This is a genomic window from Burkholderia sp. L-4, assembly GCF_056856535.1.
The window spans coordinates 249,392-264,078 of record NZ_JBXEOX010000001.1; the positions used below are offsets into that span (position 1 = coordinate 249,392).

Annotated in this window: 13 protein-coding genes, 1 pseudogene and 1 riboswitch; all 14 genes and pseudogenes read left to right on the forward strand. The window is 68.5% G+C overall.

Annotated elements, in window-relative coordinates; genetic code table 11:
* The first annotated feature begins 10 nt into the window (after window positions 1–10).
* The 14 genes and pseudogenes from cheY (at window position 11) to metF (ending at window position 14,605) form a co-directional block, all read left to right on the forward strand.
* Window positions 11–406 (forward strand): chemotaxis response regulator CheY, encoded by a 396-nt coding sequence (gene cheY, locus AC1VVG_RS01155; RefSeq protein ID WP_006485893.1) that lies wholly within the window; start codon window positions 11–13, stop codon window positions 404–406.
* Between the two features lies 1 nt (window position 407).
* Window positions 408–1,139: a protein phosphatase CheZ gene (cheZ, locus tag AC1VVG_RS01160; protein ID WP_034188079.1), complete on the forward strand. Its 732-nt coding sequence runs from the start codon at window positions 408–410 to the stop codon at window positions 1,137–1,139.
* Window positions 1,140–1,397: 258 nt separating this feature from the next.
* Window positions 1,398–1,901 (forward strand): DUF2844 domain-containing protein, encoded by a 504-nt coding sequence (locus AC1VVG_RS01165; protein ID WP_034188078.1) that lies wholly within the window; start codon window positions 1,398–1,400, stop codon window positions 1,899–1,901.
* Window positions 1,902–1,917: 16 nt separating this feature from the next.
* The gene (locus AC1VVG_RS01170) at window positions 1,918–3,150 is read left to right on the forward strand and encodes a DUF3443 family protein (RefSeq protein WP_482835150.1); all 1,233 of its coding nucleotides are present in this window, start codon (window positions 1,918–1,920) and stop codon (window positions 3,148–3,150) included.
* A gap of 170 nt (window positions 3,151–3,320) precedes the next feature.
* Window positions 3,321–3,824, forward strand: coding sequence for a VOC family protein (locus tag AC1VVG_RS01175; protein ID WP_034188076.1), 504 nt, complete (start codon window positions 3,321–3,323; stop codon window positions 3,822–3,824).
* A gap of 297 nt (window positions 3,825–4,121) precedes the next feature.
* Window positions 4,122–4,502, forward strand: coding sequence for a DUF805 domain-containing protein (locus AC1VVG_RS01180; protein ID WP_034188075.1), 381 nt, complete (start codon window positions 4,122–4,124; stop codon window positions 4,500–4,502).
* A 332-nt stretch (window positions 4,503–4,834) separates the two neighbouring features.
* Window positions 4,835–6,034 carry a flagellar biosynthesis protein FlhB gene (gene flhB / locus AC1VVG_RS01185; RefSeq protein ID WP_034188074.1) on the forward strand — a complete coding sequence of 400 codons (1,200 nt, stop codon included), beginning with the start codon at window positions 4,835–4,837 and terminating at the stop codon, window positions 6,032–6,034.
* Between the two features lie 76 nt (window positions 6,035–6,110).
* A complete protein-coding gene (gene flhA / locus AC1VVG_RS01190) occupies window positions 6,111–8,213 on the forward strand; it encodes a flagellar biosynthesis protein FlhA (protein WP_059559372.1) in 2,103 nt (700 codons plus the stop codon).
* Window positions 8,210–9,993 (forward strand): annotated as a pseudogene (flhF, locus tag AC1VVG_RS01195) (flagellar biosynthesis GTPase FlhF). The gene flhA and the pseudogene flhF overlap by 4 nt, the downstream one beginning before the upstream one ends.
* Entirely contained in the window at window positions 9,986–10,804 is an 819-nt protein-coding gene (locus AC1VVG_RS01200; protein ID WP_034188071.1) for a nucleotide-binding protein, read from the forward strand. Before flhF ends, AC1VVG_RS01200 begins: the two are co-directional and overlap by 8 nt.
* Before the next feature lie 22 nt (window positions 10,805–10,826).
* The gene (locus tag AC1VVG_RS01205; protein WP_034188070.1) at window positions 10,827–11,561 is read left to right on the forward strand and encodes an RNA polymerase sigma factor FliA; all 735 of its coding nucleotides are present in this window, start codon (window positions 10,827–10,829) and stop codon (window positions 11,559–11,561) included.
* Between the two features lie 101 nt (window positions 11,562–11,662).
* Window positions 11,663–11,787: riboswitch (S-adenosyl-L-homocysteine riboswitch) on the forward strand.
* A gap of 32 nt (window positions 11,788–11,819) precedes the next feature.
* Window positions 11,820–13,238, forward strand: a complete 1,419-nt coding sequence (gene ahcY / locus AC1VVG_RS01210; RefSeq protein WP_034188069.1) for an adenosylhomocysteinase — start codon at window positions 11,820–11,822, stop codon at window positions 13,236–13,238.
* Window positions 13,239–13,402: 164 nt separating this feature from the next.
* Window positions 13,403–13,756 (forward strand): phage holin family protein, encoded by a 354-nt coding sequence (locus AC1VVG_RS01215; RefSeq protein WP_006477367.1) that lies wholly within the window; start codon window positions 13,403–13,405, stop codon window positions 13,754–13,756.
* A gap of 18 nt (window positions 13,757–13,774) precedes the next feature.
* Window positions 13,775–14,605 carry a methylenetetrahydrofolate reductase [NAD(P)H] gene (gene metF, locus AC1VVG_RS01220; protein WP_034188068.1) on the forward strand — a complete coding sequence of 277 codons (831 nt, stop codon included), beginning with the start codon at window positions 13,775–13,777 and terminating at the stop codon, window positions 14,603–14,605.
* The last annotated feature ends 82 nt before the right edge of the window (window positions 14,606–14,687 follow it).

Below are 14,687 nucleotides of genomic sequence, written 5' to 3' on the forward strand. Positions count from 1 at the left end.
AGGAACGACGATGGACAAGAGCATGAAAATCCTGGTGGTGGACGATTTCCCGACGATGCGCCGGATCGTCCGCAACCTGCTGAAGGAACTGGGCTATTCGAACGTCGACGAGGCCGAGGACGGCCTGGCCGGCCTCGCGCGGCTGCGCGGCGGCGGCTACGACTTCGTGATCTCGGACTGGAACATGCCGAACCTCGACGGCCTCGCGATGCTGAAGGAAATCCGCGCGGACGCGACGCTCACGCACCTGCCGGTGCTGATGGTCACGGCCGAGTCGAAGAAGGAGAACATCATCGCGGCCGCGCAGGCCGGTGCGAGCGGCTACGTCGTGAAACCGTTCACGGCCGCGACGCTCGACGAGAAGCTGAACAAGATCATCGACAAGATGGCGAAGGCCGGGAGCTGACGTGAACGAGCCGATCCATGCGGCGCTCGCCGGCGCGGGATTCAGCGCCGACAGCCAGCCAGAAGGCGCCGATTTCGCGAGCGACCGCATCCTCGCGCGCATCGGCCACGTCACGCGCACGCTGCGCGACTCGATGCGCGAGCTCGGGCTCGACAAGCACGTCGAGCGCGCGGCGGAGGCCGTGCCCGATGCGCGCGACCGGCTGCGCTACGTCGCGACGATGACCGAGCAGGCCGCCGTGCGCGTGCTGAATGCGATCGAGGTCGCGAAGCCGATGCAGGCGCGCATCCAGAACGAGGCCGAGGCGCTCGACGCGCGCTGGACGCAGTGGTATGCGGCGCCGATCGAGCACGCGGAAGTGCGCGCGCTGATGGACGATACGCGCGCGTTCCTGCGCACGTTGCCCGAGGCGACGTCGGCCACCAGCGCGCAGCTGCTCGAGATCATGCTCGCGCAGGATTTCCAGGATCTCACCGGGCAGGTGATCAAGAAGATCATGGACATGGTCTACCTGATCGAGCAGCAGCTCCTCACCGTGCTCGTCGAGAACATCGCGCCCGAGCGGCGCGAACAGTTCGCGGCCACCGCGGCCGCGCTCGCGGCCGAGCAGATGAGTGCGACCGGCAGCCCCGAGTCGCTGCTCAACGGCCCGCAGATCGCGCCGGAAGGCAAATCCGACGTGGTCCAGGACCAGGGGCAGGTCGACGACCTGCTCGCGAGCCTCGGCTTCTGACCTTGCCGCCACGCGTCGGCGCGCCCCGTTTCGCGGGGCGCCCGCCGCGCACCTTTCCCGTTCCCGCCTCGTTTCCCCGTGCGCGCCGCGTCCCTGCGGCGCGGCGTGATCCTGCGTCGAATTGACACTTGGTCACACTCAGCAGGCATACTACGCGTCAGCAGCAACGTAGCGTCATTCGTACGAATCATCGGTTGGCAGGCGGCGCAGGCCCGATGGCGGCGCCGCCGCAACGAAGCCAATCCCTTGGGGGGGAACGTGAAGCTGAAACGCTTGGGCTGGACCGTCGCGCAGGCGGCGGCCGCAATGGGTGTGCTGTGGGCCGTCCACGCACATGCTGAACTGGGCGGCGCGCCGATGTCGCCGCCCGCGGACGATCAGGCCGCCACCGTGCGCGCGCTGCAGCGCGCGATGCGTTCGGCGGACGGCGTGCAGACGAGCACGGCCGGCTATACCGTCCGCGAGATCACGCTCGGGTCGGGCACCGTCATCCACGAATACACGTCGGCCGCCGGCAGCGTGTTCGGCCTCGCGTGGAGCGGGCCGACGATGCCGGATCTCGCGTCGCTGCTCGGCAGCTATTTCCCGCAGTACACCGCAGGCGTCCAGGCGGCGCACAAGGCGCGCGGCTGGCGTGCGCCCGTGGCCGTCGACACGAGCGGCCTCGTGATCCGGACGGGCGGCCACATGGGCGCGTTCTCGGGTCAGGCGTGGCTGCCGGCGGCGCTGCCGGCCGGCCTGGCCGGCACCGACATCCAGTGACAGCGGGAGAGCGATCTTGAGCATTCATCGTACATTCAAGCGCTGGCTCGGCGTGCTGGGCCTCGCGGCCGCGACGGCCGTGCTCGTCACCGCATGCGGCGGCGGCGACGGCGGCGGCGGCAGCAACACGGGCAACAACGGCAACAACGGATCCGGCGGATCGGACGGCAATTCCGGAAATACCGCCGTCATCACGGTCGCCACGGGCGTCGCGAACGTGATCAACATCCCGACCATCAGCGTGAAGGTCTGCGCGCCGGGCACGTCGAACTGCCAGGTGGTCAACAACGTGCTGGTCGATACCGCGTCCTACGGGCTGCGGCTCGTCGGCAGCGCGGTGTCGGGCGTGCTGGGCAGCCTGCCGCAGGTGACGAGCGGCGGCGCGCCGGTGGCCGAGTGCGGCAAGTTCGTGTCGAGCTACACGTGGGGATCGGTACGCACGGTCGACCTGTCGATCGGCACCGAGCAGGCGCGCGCGCTGCCCGTGCAGATCATCGGCGACCTCGGCACGACCAACGTGCCGAGCTCGTGCACGAACGGCGGCGCGTCGGCCAACTCGGCGGGTGCGCTGGGCGCGAACGGGATCCTCGGCATCGGGCCCGCGCCGTACGACTGCGGCACGACCTGCGCGACGTCGACGTCGTCGAGCAACAACTACTACGCGTGCCCGAACGGCGACAACGCGAGCTGCACGGTGGCGCTCGTGCCGCTGTCGCAGCAGGTGGCCAACCCGGTCCATCGTTTCGCGAACAGCGACGGCGTGAGCGTGCAGATGCCGGCCATCTCGAGCAACGGGCAGGCGAGCGCGACCGGGACGCTGACGTTCGGCCTGCCGAGCCTGAGCGGCAAAACGGTCCTGACGTCGACCACGACGGGCGACGTCAGCGCGACGTTCCTCGGGCGCAACGTGACCGCGTTCTTCGATACGGGCTCGAACGCGTATTTCTTCAACGATTCGGCGCAGACGGTCTGTTCGCGGAACACGGAGTTCTACTGCCCGTCGTCCGCGACGACCTACTCGGCGACGCTGAGCGGCCAGAACGGCGCGTCGGGTGTCGTGTCGATGCCCGTCTCGAACGCCGATTCGCTGTTCTCGAACCCGTCGACGTTCGCGTTCAACGACATCGCGGGCCCGTTCGGCTCGACCAGCTGGCTGGACATCGGCATGCCGCACTTCTACGGCAAGACGATCTACTTCGGGATGGACAAGACCGCGAGCGGCGGCGCGCAGCCGTTCGTCGCGTTCTGACAGGGCGCGGCGGCACGCGGGAACAAAGGGGGGCGAGCGATCGCCCCCTTTTTTTATCGCGCCGCCGTGCGTGTCCGATGGGCCGGATTTCCGCCGCGCGCGGGCGCAGCGCCTACGATGTAAGACCGGCACCGGCACCGGTGCCGGCACGACATCGAGGAGACAACGTCATGAACCCGCGTATCCAGCGCATCACGCCGTTCCTGTGGTTCGACCGCGACGCCGAGGCGGCGGCCGGCTTCTACGTGTCGGTGTTCGACAACGCGCGCATCGTGCACGTCGCGCGCTACGGCAAGGCCGGCGCGCACGCGTCCGGCAGCGCGGAGGGCGCGGTGATGACCGTCGCGTTCGAGCTCGACGGGCAGGCGTTCGTCGCGCTGAACGGCGGCCCCGTGTTCCAGATCACGCCGGCCGTGTCGTTCGTCGTCAACTGCCGCGACCAGGACGAGATCGATCATTACTGGGCACGCCTGTCCGAAGGCGGCGACGAGCGCGCGCAGCAGTGCGGCTGGTTGCGCGACCGCTTCGGCGTGTCGTGGCAGGTCGTGCCGGTGCAGATGGCCGAACTGATGACGGGCGACCCGGCGCGCGCCGAGCGCGTGATGGCGCAGGTGATGACGATGAAGAAGCTCGACCTCGCCGCGCTGCAGCAGGCGGCGGATCAGGCCGGATAATCGAATGCCGCGCACGTCAGGCGATTATCGTTGGGGCGCGGTTTCATTCGAATGTAATCAAATGCCGGATTATCGGGGGCTGTCGTTTCTGTCAGGTCTTCAAGATTATTAAAATGACGCGGCATGCAAGGCCGCGGTACCGCATTATGCTTAAGCGGCCTTTCCCGCGCGGCATCGGCGTCCATGCGAACGGGCGAGCACCGGCCGGCAGGCGAAAGAGGTGGAGTCCGGTGAAAATCAAACATATAATGCCGGCGTTGTTTCCGGGGTGCCAATATAAAACAGGAGGGTAATAAGATGGGTTTTTCCGAAGCCGTTCGTACCGCACTCAATAAATACGCGACATTCGAAGGCCGTGCGCGTCGTGCCGAATACTGGTATTTCACGCTGCTGAGCGTCATTCTTTCGATCGCGGCCCAGGTCATCGGCGCGGCCGGCCGCGACGGCGGCCTGATCACGCTGCTGCTGCTCGGCGTCATTTGCCTGGTCTCGCTGGCGCTGCTCGTTCCGGGCATCGCGGTCAGCGTGCGCCGCCTGCACGATACGGGCCGCTCGGGCTGGTTCCTGCTGATCGCGCTGATTCCGGTGGTCGGCGGCATCCTGCTGCTCGTGTGGATGTGCTCGCGCGGCACCGACGGCCCGAACCGCTTCGGCGCCGATCCGATTCCGGCCGTCTGACCGGTCCCGCCCCGGCGCGCGAGCGTCGCGCCGGGGCCTGAATGTCCCGCCTTTCCCGCCCGTCGGTTCACCGCAGTCGTTTCGCCCTTTCCCCGCTTCCCGCCGTCGGCGTCCTGCCCGCGGCCGACCCCTCGCCATCGCGCCGATCGGCACGTTTTTCCGCGTTGCCGCGCGTCGCTGCGCCCCCGCGCCGGCCGCGTTCGCACCGGCTCGCCCGATTCTCCGAAATACCCCCCTTTCCCGGCTTTGCTCGACCGATCGGCGTTTGACGCCTGCATGAATAATCGGTGTCACTGGAAAGCGGCATTCCGCCGTACCCGACTGGAGGCCCCGTGGCAGACGAGAGCGATCTCGACAAGACCGAAGCCGCCACTCCCAGGCGCCGCGAGAAGGCGCGCGAGGAGGGGCAGGTCGCGCGTTCGCGCGAGCTGGCTTCGTTCGCGCTGCTCGCGGCCGGGTTCTACGGCGCATGGCTGCTCGCGGGCCCGTCGGGCGCGCATCTGCAGACGATGCTGCGCGGCGCGTTCACGTTCGATCGCGCGACCGCATTCGACACGAACCGGATGCTGTCGGCGGCCGGCAGCGCGAGCCTCGAGGGCCTCACCGCGCTGCTGCCGATCCTCGCGCTCACCGGTCTCGCCGCGCTGCTCGCGCCGATGGCGCTCGGCGGCTGGCTGATCTCGCAGAAGACGTTCGAGCTGAAGTTCGACCGCCTGAACCCGATCTCGGGCCTCGGCCGGATCTTCTCGATCCAGGGGCCGATCCAGCTCGGGATGTCGGTCGCGAAGACGATCGTCGTCGGCGGGATCGGCGGCGTCGCGATCTGGCGCAGCAAGGACGAACTGCTCGGCCTCGCGACGCAGCCGCTCGGCGTCGCGCTCCCCGACGCGCTGCACCTGGTCGCCGTGTGCTGCGGCACGACGGTCGCCGGGATGCTGGTGGTCGCCGCGCTCGATGTGCCTTACCAAATCTGGCAGTACAACAAGAAGTTGCGCATGACGAAGGAAGAAGTGAAGCGCGAGCATCGCGAGAACGAAGGCGATCCGCACGTGAAGGGGCGGATCCGCCAGCAGCAGCGCGCGATCGCGCGCCGCCGGATGATGGCGGCCGTGCCGAAGGCCGACGTGGTCGTCACGAACCCGACGCACTTCGCCGTCGCGCTGCAATACACGGACGGCGAGATGCGCGCGCCGAAGGTCGTCGCGAAGGGCGTGAACCTCGTCGCGGCGCGCATCCGCGAACTCGCGGCCGAACACAACGTGCCGCTGCTCGAGGCGCCGCCGCTCGCGCGTGCGCTGTATCACAACGTCGAACTCGAGCGCGAGATCCCCGGCTCGCTGTACTCGGCCGTCGCCGAGGTGCTCGCGTGGGTCTACCAGCTCAAGCGCTTCCGCTCGGAAGGCGGCGCGTTTCCGGCGGTGCCGGTCGATCTCGACGTGCCGGCCGAACTCGACAAGGGCACGTCGGTCGCCGCCGGCGACGAACGCGAGGAAGCCGAGGACACGCTCGGCCAGCAAGGAGCGTCGCAATGATCCGCCCCCACGCTCACCCGCGCGCGCCGTTCCCCGTAGCGGCTACCGCCCCTGACGCGGCCCGGCCGGAGGCAGCATGAGCACCCCGACCACCGGCCTGTTCGCCAAGCGCCAGAACCCGTTCGCCGGCACGAACCTGCGCGCGCTCGCGGGCCCGATCCTCATCTGCATGATCCTGGGGATGATGATCCTGCCGCTGCCGCCGATGCTGCTGGATCTGCTGTTCACGTTCAACATCGCGCTGTCGGTGATGGTGCTGCTCGTCAGCATGTACACGATGAAGCCGCTCGACTTCGCGGCGTTCCCGAGCGTGCTGCTGTTCTCGACGCTGCTGCGCCTGTCGCTGAACGTCGCGTCGACGCGCGTCGTGCTGCTCGAGGGCCACACCGGGCCGGACGCCGCCGGCCAGGTGATCGAGGCGTTCGGCCACTTCCTCGTCGGCGGCAATTTCGCGGTCGGCATCGTCGTGTTCGTGATCCTGATGATCATCAACTTCATGGTGATCACGAAGGGCGCGGGGCGGATCGCCGAAGTGTCCGCGCGCTTCACGCTCGACGCGATGCCCGGCAAGCAGATGGCGATCGACGCCGATCTGAACGCGGGCCTCATCAACGAGGAACAGGCGCGCAAGCGGCGTCTCGCCGTGTCGCAGGAAGCCGAGTTCTACGGGTCGATGGACGGCGCGTCGAAGTTCGTGCGCGGCGATGCGATCGCCGGCCTGATCATCATGGCGATCAACGTGATCGGCGGGCTGATCGTCGGGATGGTCCAGCACGACATGTCGTTCGCCGCAGCCGGCACGAACTACACGCTGCTGACGATCGGCGACGGCCTCGTCGCGCAGATCCCGTCGCTCGTGATCTCGACTGCAGCCGGCGTGATCGTGTCGCGCGTCGCGACCGACGAGGACATCGGCACGCAGATCACCGGCCAGCTGTTCACGAACCCGCGCGTGCTGACGATCACCGGCGTGATCATCGTGGTCATGGGGCTGATCCCGGGGATGCCGCACTTCGCGTTTCTCGCGCTCGGCGGCGGCGCGATCTGGCTGGCCCGCACGCTGACCCGGCGCGCGGCGGCCCGCAAGGCGGCCGGCGACGTGACCGACATCGCGCCGCCCGCGGTGCTGCCGTCCGACAGCCACGAGGCAACCTGGGACGACGTGCAGCTGATCGATCCGCTCGGCCTCGAAGTCGGCTACCGGCTGATCCCGCTCGTCGACAAGGGCAGCGACGGCGAGCTGCTCAAGCGCATCAAGAGCATCCGCAAGAAATTCGCGCAGGAGATTGGCTTCCTGCCGCCGGTGATCCATATCCGCGACAACCTCGAGCTGCGGCCGAACGCGTACCGGATCGCGCTGAAGGGCGTCGAGATCGGCGTCGGCGAAGTGTTCCCGGGCCAGTGGCTCGCGATCAACCCGGGCCAGGTGACGGCCGCGCTGCCGGGCGCGGTCACGCAGGATCCCGCGTTCGGGCTGCCGGCCGTGTGGATCGACGTCGCGCTGCGCGAGCAGGCGCAGGTGTACGGCTACACGGTGGTCGACGCGAGCACGGTCGTCGCGACGCACCTGAACCATCTCGTCGTCCAGCATGCGGCCGAACTGCTCGGCCGCCAGGAAGTGCAGGCGCTCATCGAGCGCACCGGCAAGGACGCGCCGTCGCTCGTCGAGGACCTCGTGCCGAAGACGATCTCGCTGACGACGCTGCAGAAGGTGCTGCAGAACCTGCTCGAGGAAGGCGTGCCGATCCGCGACATGCGCACGATCCTCGAGGCCGTGTCCGAACACGCGGGCCGCGGCGACGCGTACGAGATCACGGCCGCGGTGCGGCTCTCGCTCGGCCGCGCGATCACGCAGCAGTGGTATCCGGGCGCCGGCGAAATGCAGGTGATGGGCCTCGATGCGAATCTCGAGCGCGTGCTGTCGCAGGCGCTCGCCACCGGCGCGAACCCGGGCCTCGAACCCGGCCTCGCGCACAACCTTCTGACCGGCACGCAGCAAGCGATGCTGCGTCAACAGAATCTCGGGCTGCCGCCCGTGCTGCTCGTGCAGCACGCGCTGCGCGCGATGCTCGCGCGTTTCCTGCGCCGCAGCCTGCCGCAATTGAAAGTGCTGTCGTATGCCGAAGTGCCGGACACACGCACGATCAAGGTCGTTAACGTCATCGGGGGTTCCGCTTGAACATTCGCAAATTCACCGGCGCAACGAGCCGCGACGCACTTCGTCTCGTGCGCGAGGCGCTCGGCGCCGACGCGGTCGTGCTGTCGAACCGCACGCTCGATGACGGCAGCGTCGAAATCGTTGCACTCGCCGATTCGGACCTGGCCGCGGTGACGCCGCCGGCCGCCCGCTCGCGCCTCGCCACGCCGCGCCTGCCGGAATCCGTGCCGGCCGCCGCCGTGCCGGGCATCGTATCGCGCCCGGGCGCGGTACCGGCGCGCCCGGTCATGAATCCTTATGCCGCCGGCGAAGGCGGGCTGCCGGACGTGTTCTCGTCCGTGTTCGGCGCGAGCGCCGACGCGGAGGAGCCGGACGCGCACGCGTCGGCGCTCGATGCGGATGCGCCGGCCGGCATGCCGCCGGCTGCGGCCTCGCCGTCGATCGCCACGTCCGCCGCCGGCATCGCCGCCGACACCCCGGCCGCCGGTGCGGCCGAACCCGCCCCCTGGCTGGTCGAGCACGCGAAGCGCCTGACGCAGCAGCGCGACGCGCTGATCGCACGCGCGCAGGCGCCGGCCACGCCGCCGGCGAGCGCACCCGCGCCGCAGGCCGCCGCGCGCGCGACGCCGCCCGACTGGGCGCGCGACATCGTGCGCGACGCCGAGCGCCGGATGCCGGCCGCCTCCCGCGCCCCGACACGGGCGCCGCGCACGCGGCAAAGACGGCCGAGCGCACGCGCCTGTCCGCCGACACGGCCGCCGCGGTGGCCGACGCGGTGAAGTCGCGCATCGAGCGGATCGTCAACGACACGGTGATGCAGGAACTCGGCGAACTGCGCGGGATGATGGAAGAGCAGTTCGACAGCCTGAAGTGGCACGACCGCCAGCGTCGCAGCGCCGTGCACGGCGCGCTGACGAAGCACCTGTTCGCGGCCGGCTTCTCCGCGCAGCTCGTGCGGATGCTGGTCGACAACCTGCCGTCCGGCGACGGCACGCAGACCTTCGAACAGGCCGCCGAATGGGCGCAGTCGGTGCTCGCGTCGAATCTGCCGGTGCTCGACAGCGAGGACGCGCTGATGGAGCGCGGCGGCGTGTTCGCGCTGATGGGGCCGACGGGCGTCGGCAAGACGACCACCACCGCGAAGCTGGCCGCGCGCTGCGTGATGCGCTTCGGCGCGAGCAAGGTCGCGCTGCTGACCACCGACAGCTACCGGATCGGCGGCCACGAGCAGTTGCGCATCTTCGGCAAGATCCTCGGCGTGCCGGTGCACGCGGTGAAGGATGCGGGCGATCTCGCGCTCGCGCTGTCCGAGCTGCGCAACAAGCACATCGTGCTGATCGACACGATCGGCATGAGCCAGCGCGACCGCGCGGTGTCCGACCAGATCGCGATGCTGCACGGCGCGAACGCGCCGGTGCAGCGCCTGCTGCTGCTCAACGCGACGAGCCACGGCGACACGCTCAACGAAGTCGTGCAGGCATACCGCAGCGCGGGCGAGCATCCGCACGCGGCATCCTCCGATCTCGCCGGCTGCATCCTCACGAAGCTCGACGAGGCGACCCACCTCGGCGGCGTGCTCGACACGGTGATCCGCTACAAGCTGCCGGTCCACTACGTGTCGACCGGCCAGAAGGTGCCGGAGAACCTGTACGTCGCCTCGACCAAATTCCTGCTGAAGAGCGCGTTCTGTGTGCCGCGCGACGGCTCCCCCTTCGTGCCGCAAGACGAGGACATGCCGACGCTGCTTTCCGCACTGACCGCACGTTCCACCGCCGAGCTGCACGAGGTGCGATTTGGATAAACGGATCATCGACCAGGCCGAAGGGCTGCGGCGCCTGCTGGCCGGGCGCGCGTCGCGCATCGTCGCGGTGACGGGCGGGCCGACGGGGGTGGGCTGCACGTCCGCCATCGTGAATCTGGCGACGGCGCTCGCGTCGCTCGGCAAGGACGTGCTCGTCGTCGACGAACGCGCCGACGTGCATTCGGCCAGCGCGACCCTGGCGGGCGCGTGGCTGCGCGACGGCGAACGCACGCGGGTGGCTGCCGGCTTCGGCCTGTGCGCGGCCGCGCGGCTCGCGCGTGCCGGCTACAGCGACGCGCAGTTGAGCGATTTCATCGACGGCCCGGCCGACATCGTGCTGGTCGACGCGCAGCTCGGCGCCGACGGTTCGTTCTCGGCGCTCGCCCGCGAGGCCCACGACGTGCTGGTCGTCACGCGGGTCGCCGCGCAGGCGATCACCGAGGCGTACGCATGCATGAAGCGGCTGCATTTCGCGCACGCGTTCGCGCAGTTCCGCGTGCTGACCAATCACGTCGGCAGCCACGCGGACGCGAAGACGGCCTTCGACAACCTCGCGGGCGTCGCGAGCCGCTACCTGACCGTGTCGATCGCCGACGCGGGCTGCGTGAGCGCCGATCCGCTCGTCGAGCATGCGCGCGAACTGATGCACGCGGTGGTCGATGCGTTCCCGTCGTCGCCGGCCGCGCGCGACTACCGGCAGATTGCCGCCGACCTGCTGTACTGGCCGATGCGCCCGCGGCCGGGCACGGGGCGCGCGGTCCACGCGGGCGGCAAGCCGTCGTATGAGGCCGGCGCGGCACACGCCGCGTGAGCGCCACCGGAAGGAGAGAGCCATGATGTACAACGCTCAAGGAAAGATGTCCCAGGCCGACGTGCTCGCGCAATATGCGCCGCTCGTGCGTCGCCTCGGGCTGCAGCTCGTCGCGAAGATGCCGGCGAGCGTCGATCTCGACGATCTGATCCAGGCCGGCATGATCGGCCTGATGGACGCGGCCGGCCGCTACAAGGAAGACCAGGGCGCGCAGTTCGAGACCTACGCGACGCAGCGCATCCGCGGCGCGATGCTCGACGAGCTGCGCAGCAACGACTGGCTGCCGCGCAGCCTGCGCAAGACGTCGCGCGAGGTCGAGCACGCGGTGCACCAGGTCGAGCAGCATCTCGGCCGCTCGGCGAGCGAGACCGAGATCGCCGAGCACCTGAAGATGCCGCTCGACGAATACCAGGGGATGCTGCAGGACCTGCACGGCAGCCAGCTCATCTACTACGAGGATTTCGACCGCGCGGCCGACGACGAGCCGTTTCTCGACCGCTATCGCGTCGATCACGCCGATCCGCTGTCGGCGCTGCTCGACGAGCACCTGCGCGAGGCGCTCGTCGAGGCGATCGAGCGGCTGCCGGAGCGCGAGAAGCTGCTGATGTCGCTGTACTACGAACGGGGTCTGAATCTGCGCGAGATCGGCGCGGTGCTCGAAGTGAGCGAGTCGCGCGTGTGCCAGCTGCACAGCCAGGCCGTCGCGCGCCTGCGCGCGCGGCTGCGCGAACAGGCCTGGGTCGGCGCGGAGTCCTGACCCTGTCAGGGCGGCCACGCGCGCCGACGCCGCGCGCTTGTGCCGTGCTTGCGTCGCGGTGCTCGCGCATTTTGCGCGCCGATTTGCTACAATCCCCTCCGTTTTCCGAGGAGCGTTGCGACGGACCGTCCGTGTCCGCCAGGCTCGGAAGGCTTCACCAAGCAGCCGTGCGGCGCGTTCAGCGATCGTCGCGCCGGCCCCGCTTCCTGAACGGCGCTCACGTCACCAATCTAGAACTTTTTTAGAAAGGAGGGCGTGATGAACGCCATTATCGATTCCAAGGCTTCCCACGATTACGTCGTCGCCGACATGGCACTGGCCGGCTGGGGCCGCAAGGAACTCAACATCGCCGAGACCGAAATGCCGGGCCTCGTGCAGATCCGCGACGAATACAAGGCGCAGCAGCCGCTGAAGGGCGCGCGCATCGCCGGTTCGCTGCACATGACGATCCAGACGGGCGTGCTGATCGAGACGCTGAAGGCGCTCGGCGCGGACGTCCGCTGGGCCTCGTGCAACATCTTCTCGACGCAGGATCACGCCGCGGCCGCGATCGTCGAAGCCGGCACGCCGGTGTTCGCGTTCAAGGGCGAGTCGCTCGACGAATACTGGGAGTTCTCGCACCGCATCTTCGAATGGCCGAACGGCGAATTCGCGAACATGATCCTGGACGACGGCGGCGACGCAACGCTGCTGCTGATCCTCGGCGCGAAGGCCGAGAAGGACCGTTCGGTGATCGCGAAGCCGACCAACGAGGAAGAAGTCGCGCTGTACAAGTCGATCGCGAAGCACCTCGACATCGATGCGACCTGGTACTCGAAGCGCCTCGCGCACATCAAGGGCGTGACCGAGGAAACCACGACCGGCGTGCACCGCCTGTACCAGATGGAAAAGGACGGCCGCCTGCCGTTCCCGGCGTTCAACGTGAACGATTCGGTCACGAAGTCGAAGTTCGACAACCTGTACGGCTGCCGCGAATCGCTGGTCGACGGCATCAAGCGCGCGACCGACGTGATGATCGCGGGCAAGGTCGCGGTCGTCGCGGGCTACGGCGACGTGGGCAAGGGCTGCGCGCAGTCGCTGCGCGGCCTGGGCGCGACCGTGTGGGTCACCGAAATCGATCCGATCTGCGCGCTGCAGGCGGCGATGGAAGGCTACCGCGTCGTGACGATGGAATACGCGGCCGACAAGGCCGACATCTTCGTGACGGCGACCGGCAACTACCACGTGATCAACCACGATCACATGAAGGCGATGCGCCACAACGCGATCGTCTGCAACATCGGCCACTTCGACTCGGAAATCGACGTCGCGTCGACGCGCCAGTACCAGTGGGAAAACATCAAGCCGCAGGTCGACCACATCATCTTCCCGGACGGCAAGCGCGTGATCCTGCTGGCGGAAGGCCGCCTCGTGAACCTCGGCTGCGCGACCGGCCACCCGTCGTTCGTGATGTCGAACTCGTTCGCGAACCAGACGCTCGCGCAGATCGAGCTGTTCGTGCGCGGCAACGAGTACGAGAACAAGGTGTACGTGCTGCCGAAGCATCTCGATGAAAAGGTCGCGCGCCTGCACCTCGCGCGCATCGGCGCGAACCTGTCCGTGCTGTCGGACGAGCAGGCTTCGTACATCGGCGTGCAGAAGGACGGCCCGTTCAAGCCGAACCACTACCGCTACTGATGCGTCGCGGCCGCCGCCGTGCCGTGCGCGCCCCGCTGCGGGACGCACGGTGCGGCAGCGGCCCGGCGCCGGATCGCCGGCTTGCCGCGCGGCGCCTTCGGGCCCGCGCGGCGGCCGGCGGCGGCCACTGATCGTACAGATCGACAACCGAACCGGAGCACTCCATGAGCGTCATCCTCACCTGGGTCATCAACGCGCTCGCGCTGCTGATCATCACGTATCTCGTGCCGTCGATTCACATCAAGAGCTTCGGCACCGCGCTGATCATCGCGGTCGTGCTTGGCCTGATCAACACGGTGATCCGTCCGGTGCTGATCCTGCTGACGCTGCCCGTGACGATCGTCACGCTGGGGGTGTTCATCCTCGTCGTGAACGCGCTGTGCTTCTGGTTCGCGTCGTCGCTGCTGAAGGGCTTCGAGGTGTCGGGATTCTGGTCCGCGTTCTTCGGGTCGATCCTGTACAGCATCGTGTCGTGGCTGCTGTCCGCCCTGATCTTCGGCCAGCGCGACATCGGCTGAGGCTGAACCCACCGAATCATGAAACCGATCGAACTCTCGTTTGAATTCTTCCCGCCGAAGACGGCGGACGGCGTCGAAAAGCTGCGCGCGACGCGTGCGCAACTGCTGCCGCTGAAGCCGAAATTCGTCTCCGTGACGTTCGGCGCCGGCGGCTCGACGCAGCAGGGCACGCTCGATACCGTGCTCGACATGCAGAAGGACGGCCTCGAGGCCGCGCCGCACCTGTCGTGCATCGGCTCGTCGCGCGACAGCCTGCGCGCGATCCTCGACCAGTACCGCTCGCACGGCATCCGGCACATCGTCGCGCTGCGCGGCGACCTGCCGTCGGGGATGGGCGAGGTCGGCGAGCTGCGTTATGCGTCCGAGCTCGTCAGCTTCATCCGCGCCGAGCATGGCGACTGGTTCCACATCGAAGTCGCCGGCTACCCGGAGTATCACCCGCAGTCGCGTTCGCCGAAGGCCGATCTCGAGAATTTCGCGCGCAAGGTGAAAGCCGGCGCGAATTCCGCGATCACGCAGTACTTCTTCAACGCCGACGCGTATTTCCGCTTCGTCGACGATACGCGCAAGCTGGGCGTGGACGTGCCGATCGTGCCGGGCATCATGCCGATCACGAACTTCTCGCAGCTGATGCGCTTCTCCGAGATGTGCGGCGCCGAAGTGCCGCGCTGGGTCGCGCGCCGGCTCGAAAGCTTCGGCGACGATCGCGAGTCGATCCGCGCGTTCGGCGCGGACGTCGTCACGGGCCTGTGCCAGCGCCTGATCGATGCGGGCGTGCCGGGGCTACATTTCTATACGCTGAACGCAGCGACCGCCACGCGGACGATCTGCGAACGGCTCGCCGTGTAAGCGCGGTCGCGCGGTTGCATGCGCCAAAACCCCGCCGGGTTCCCGGCGGGGTTTTTTTTCGTGACGCGTGGCGCAAGCGCCG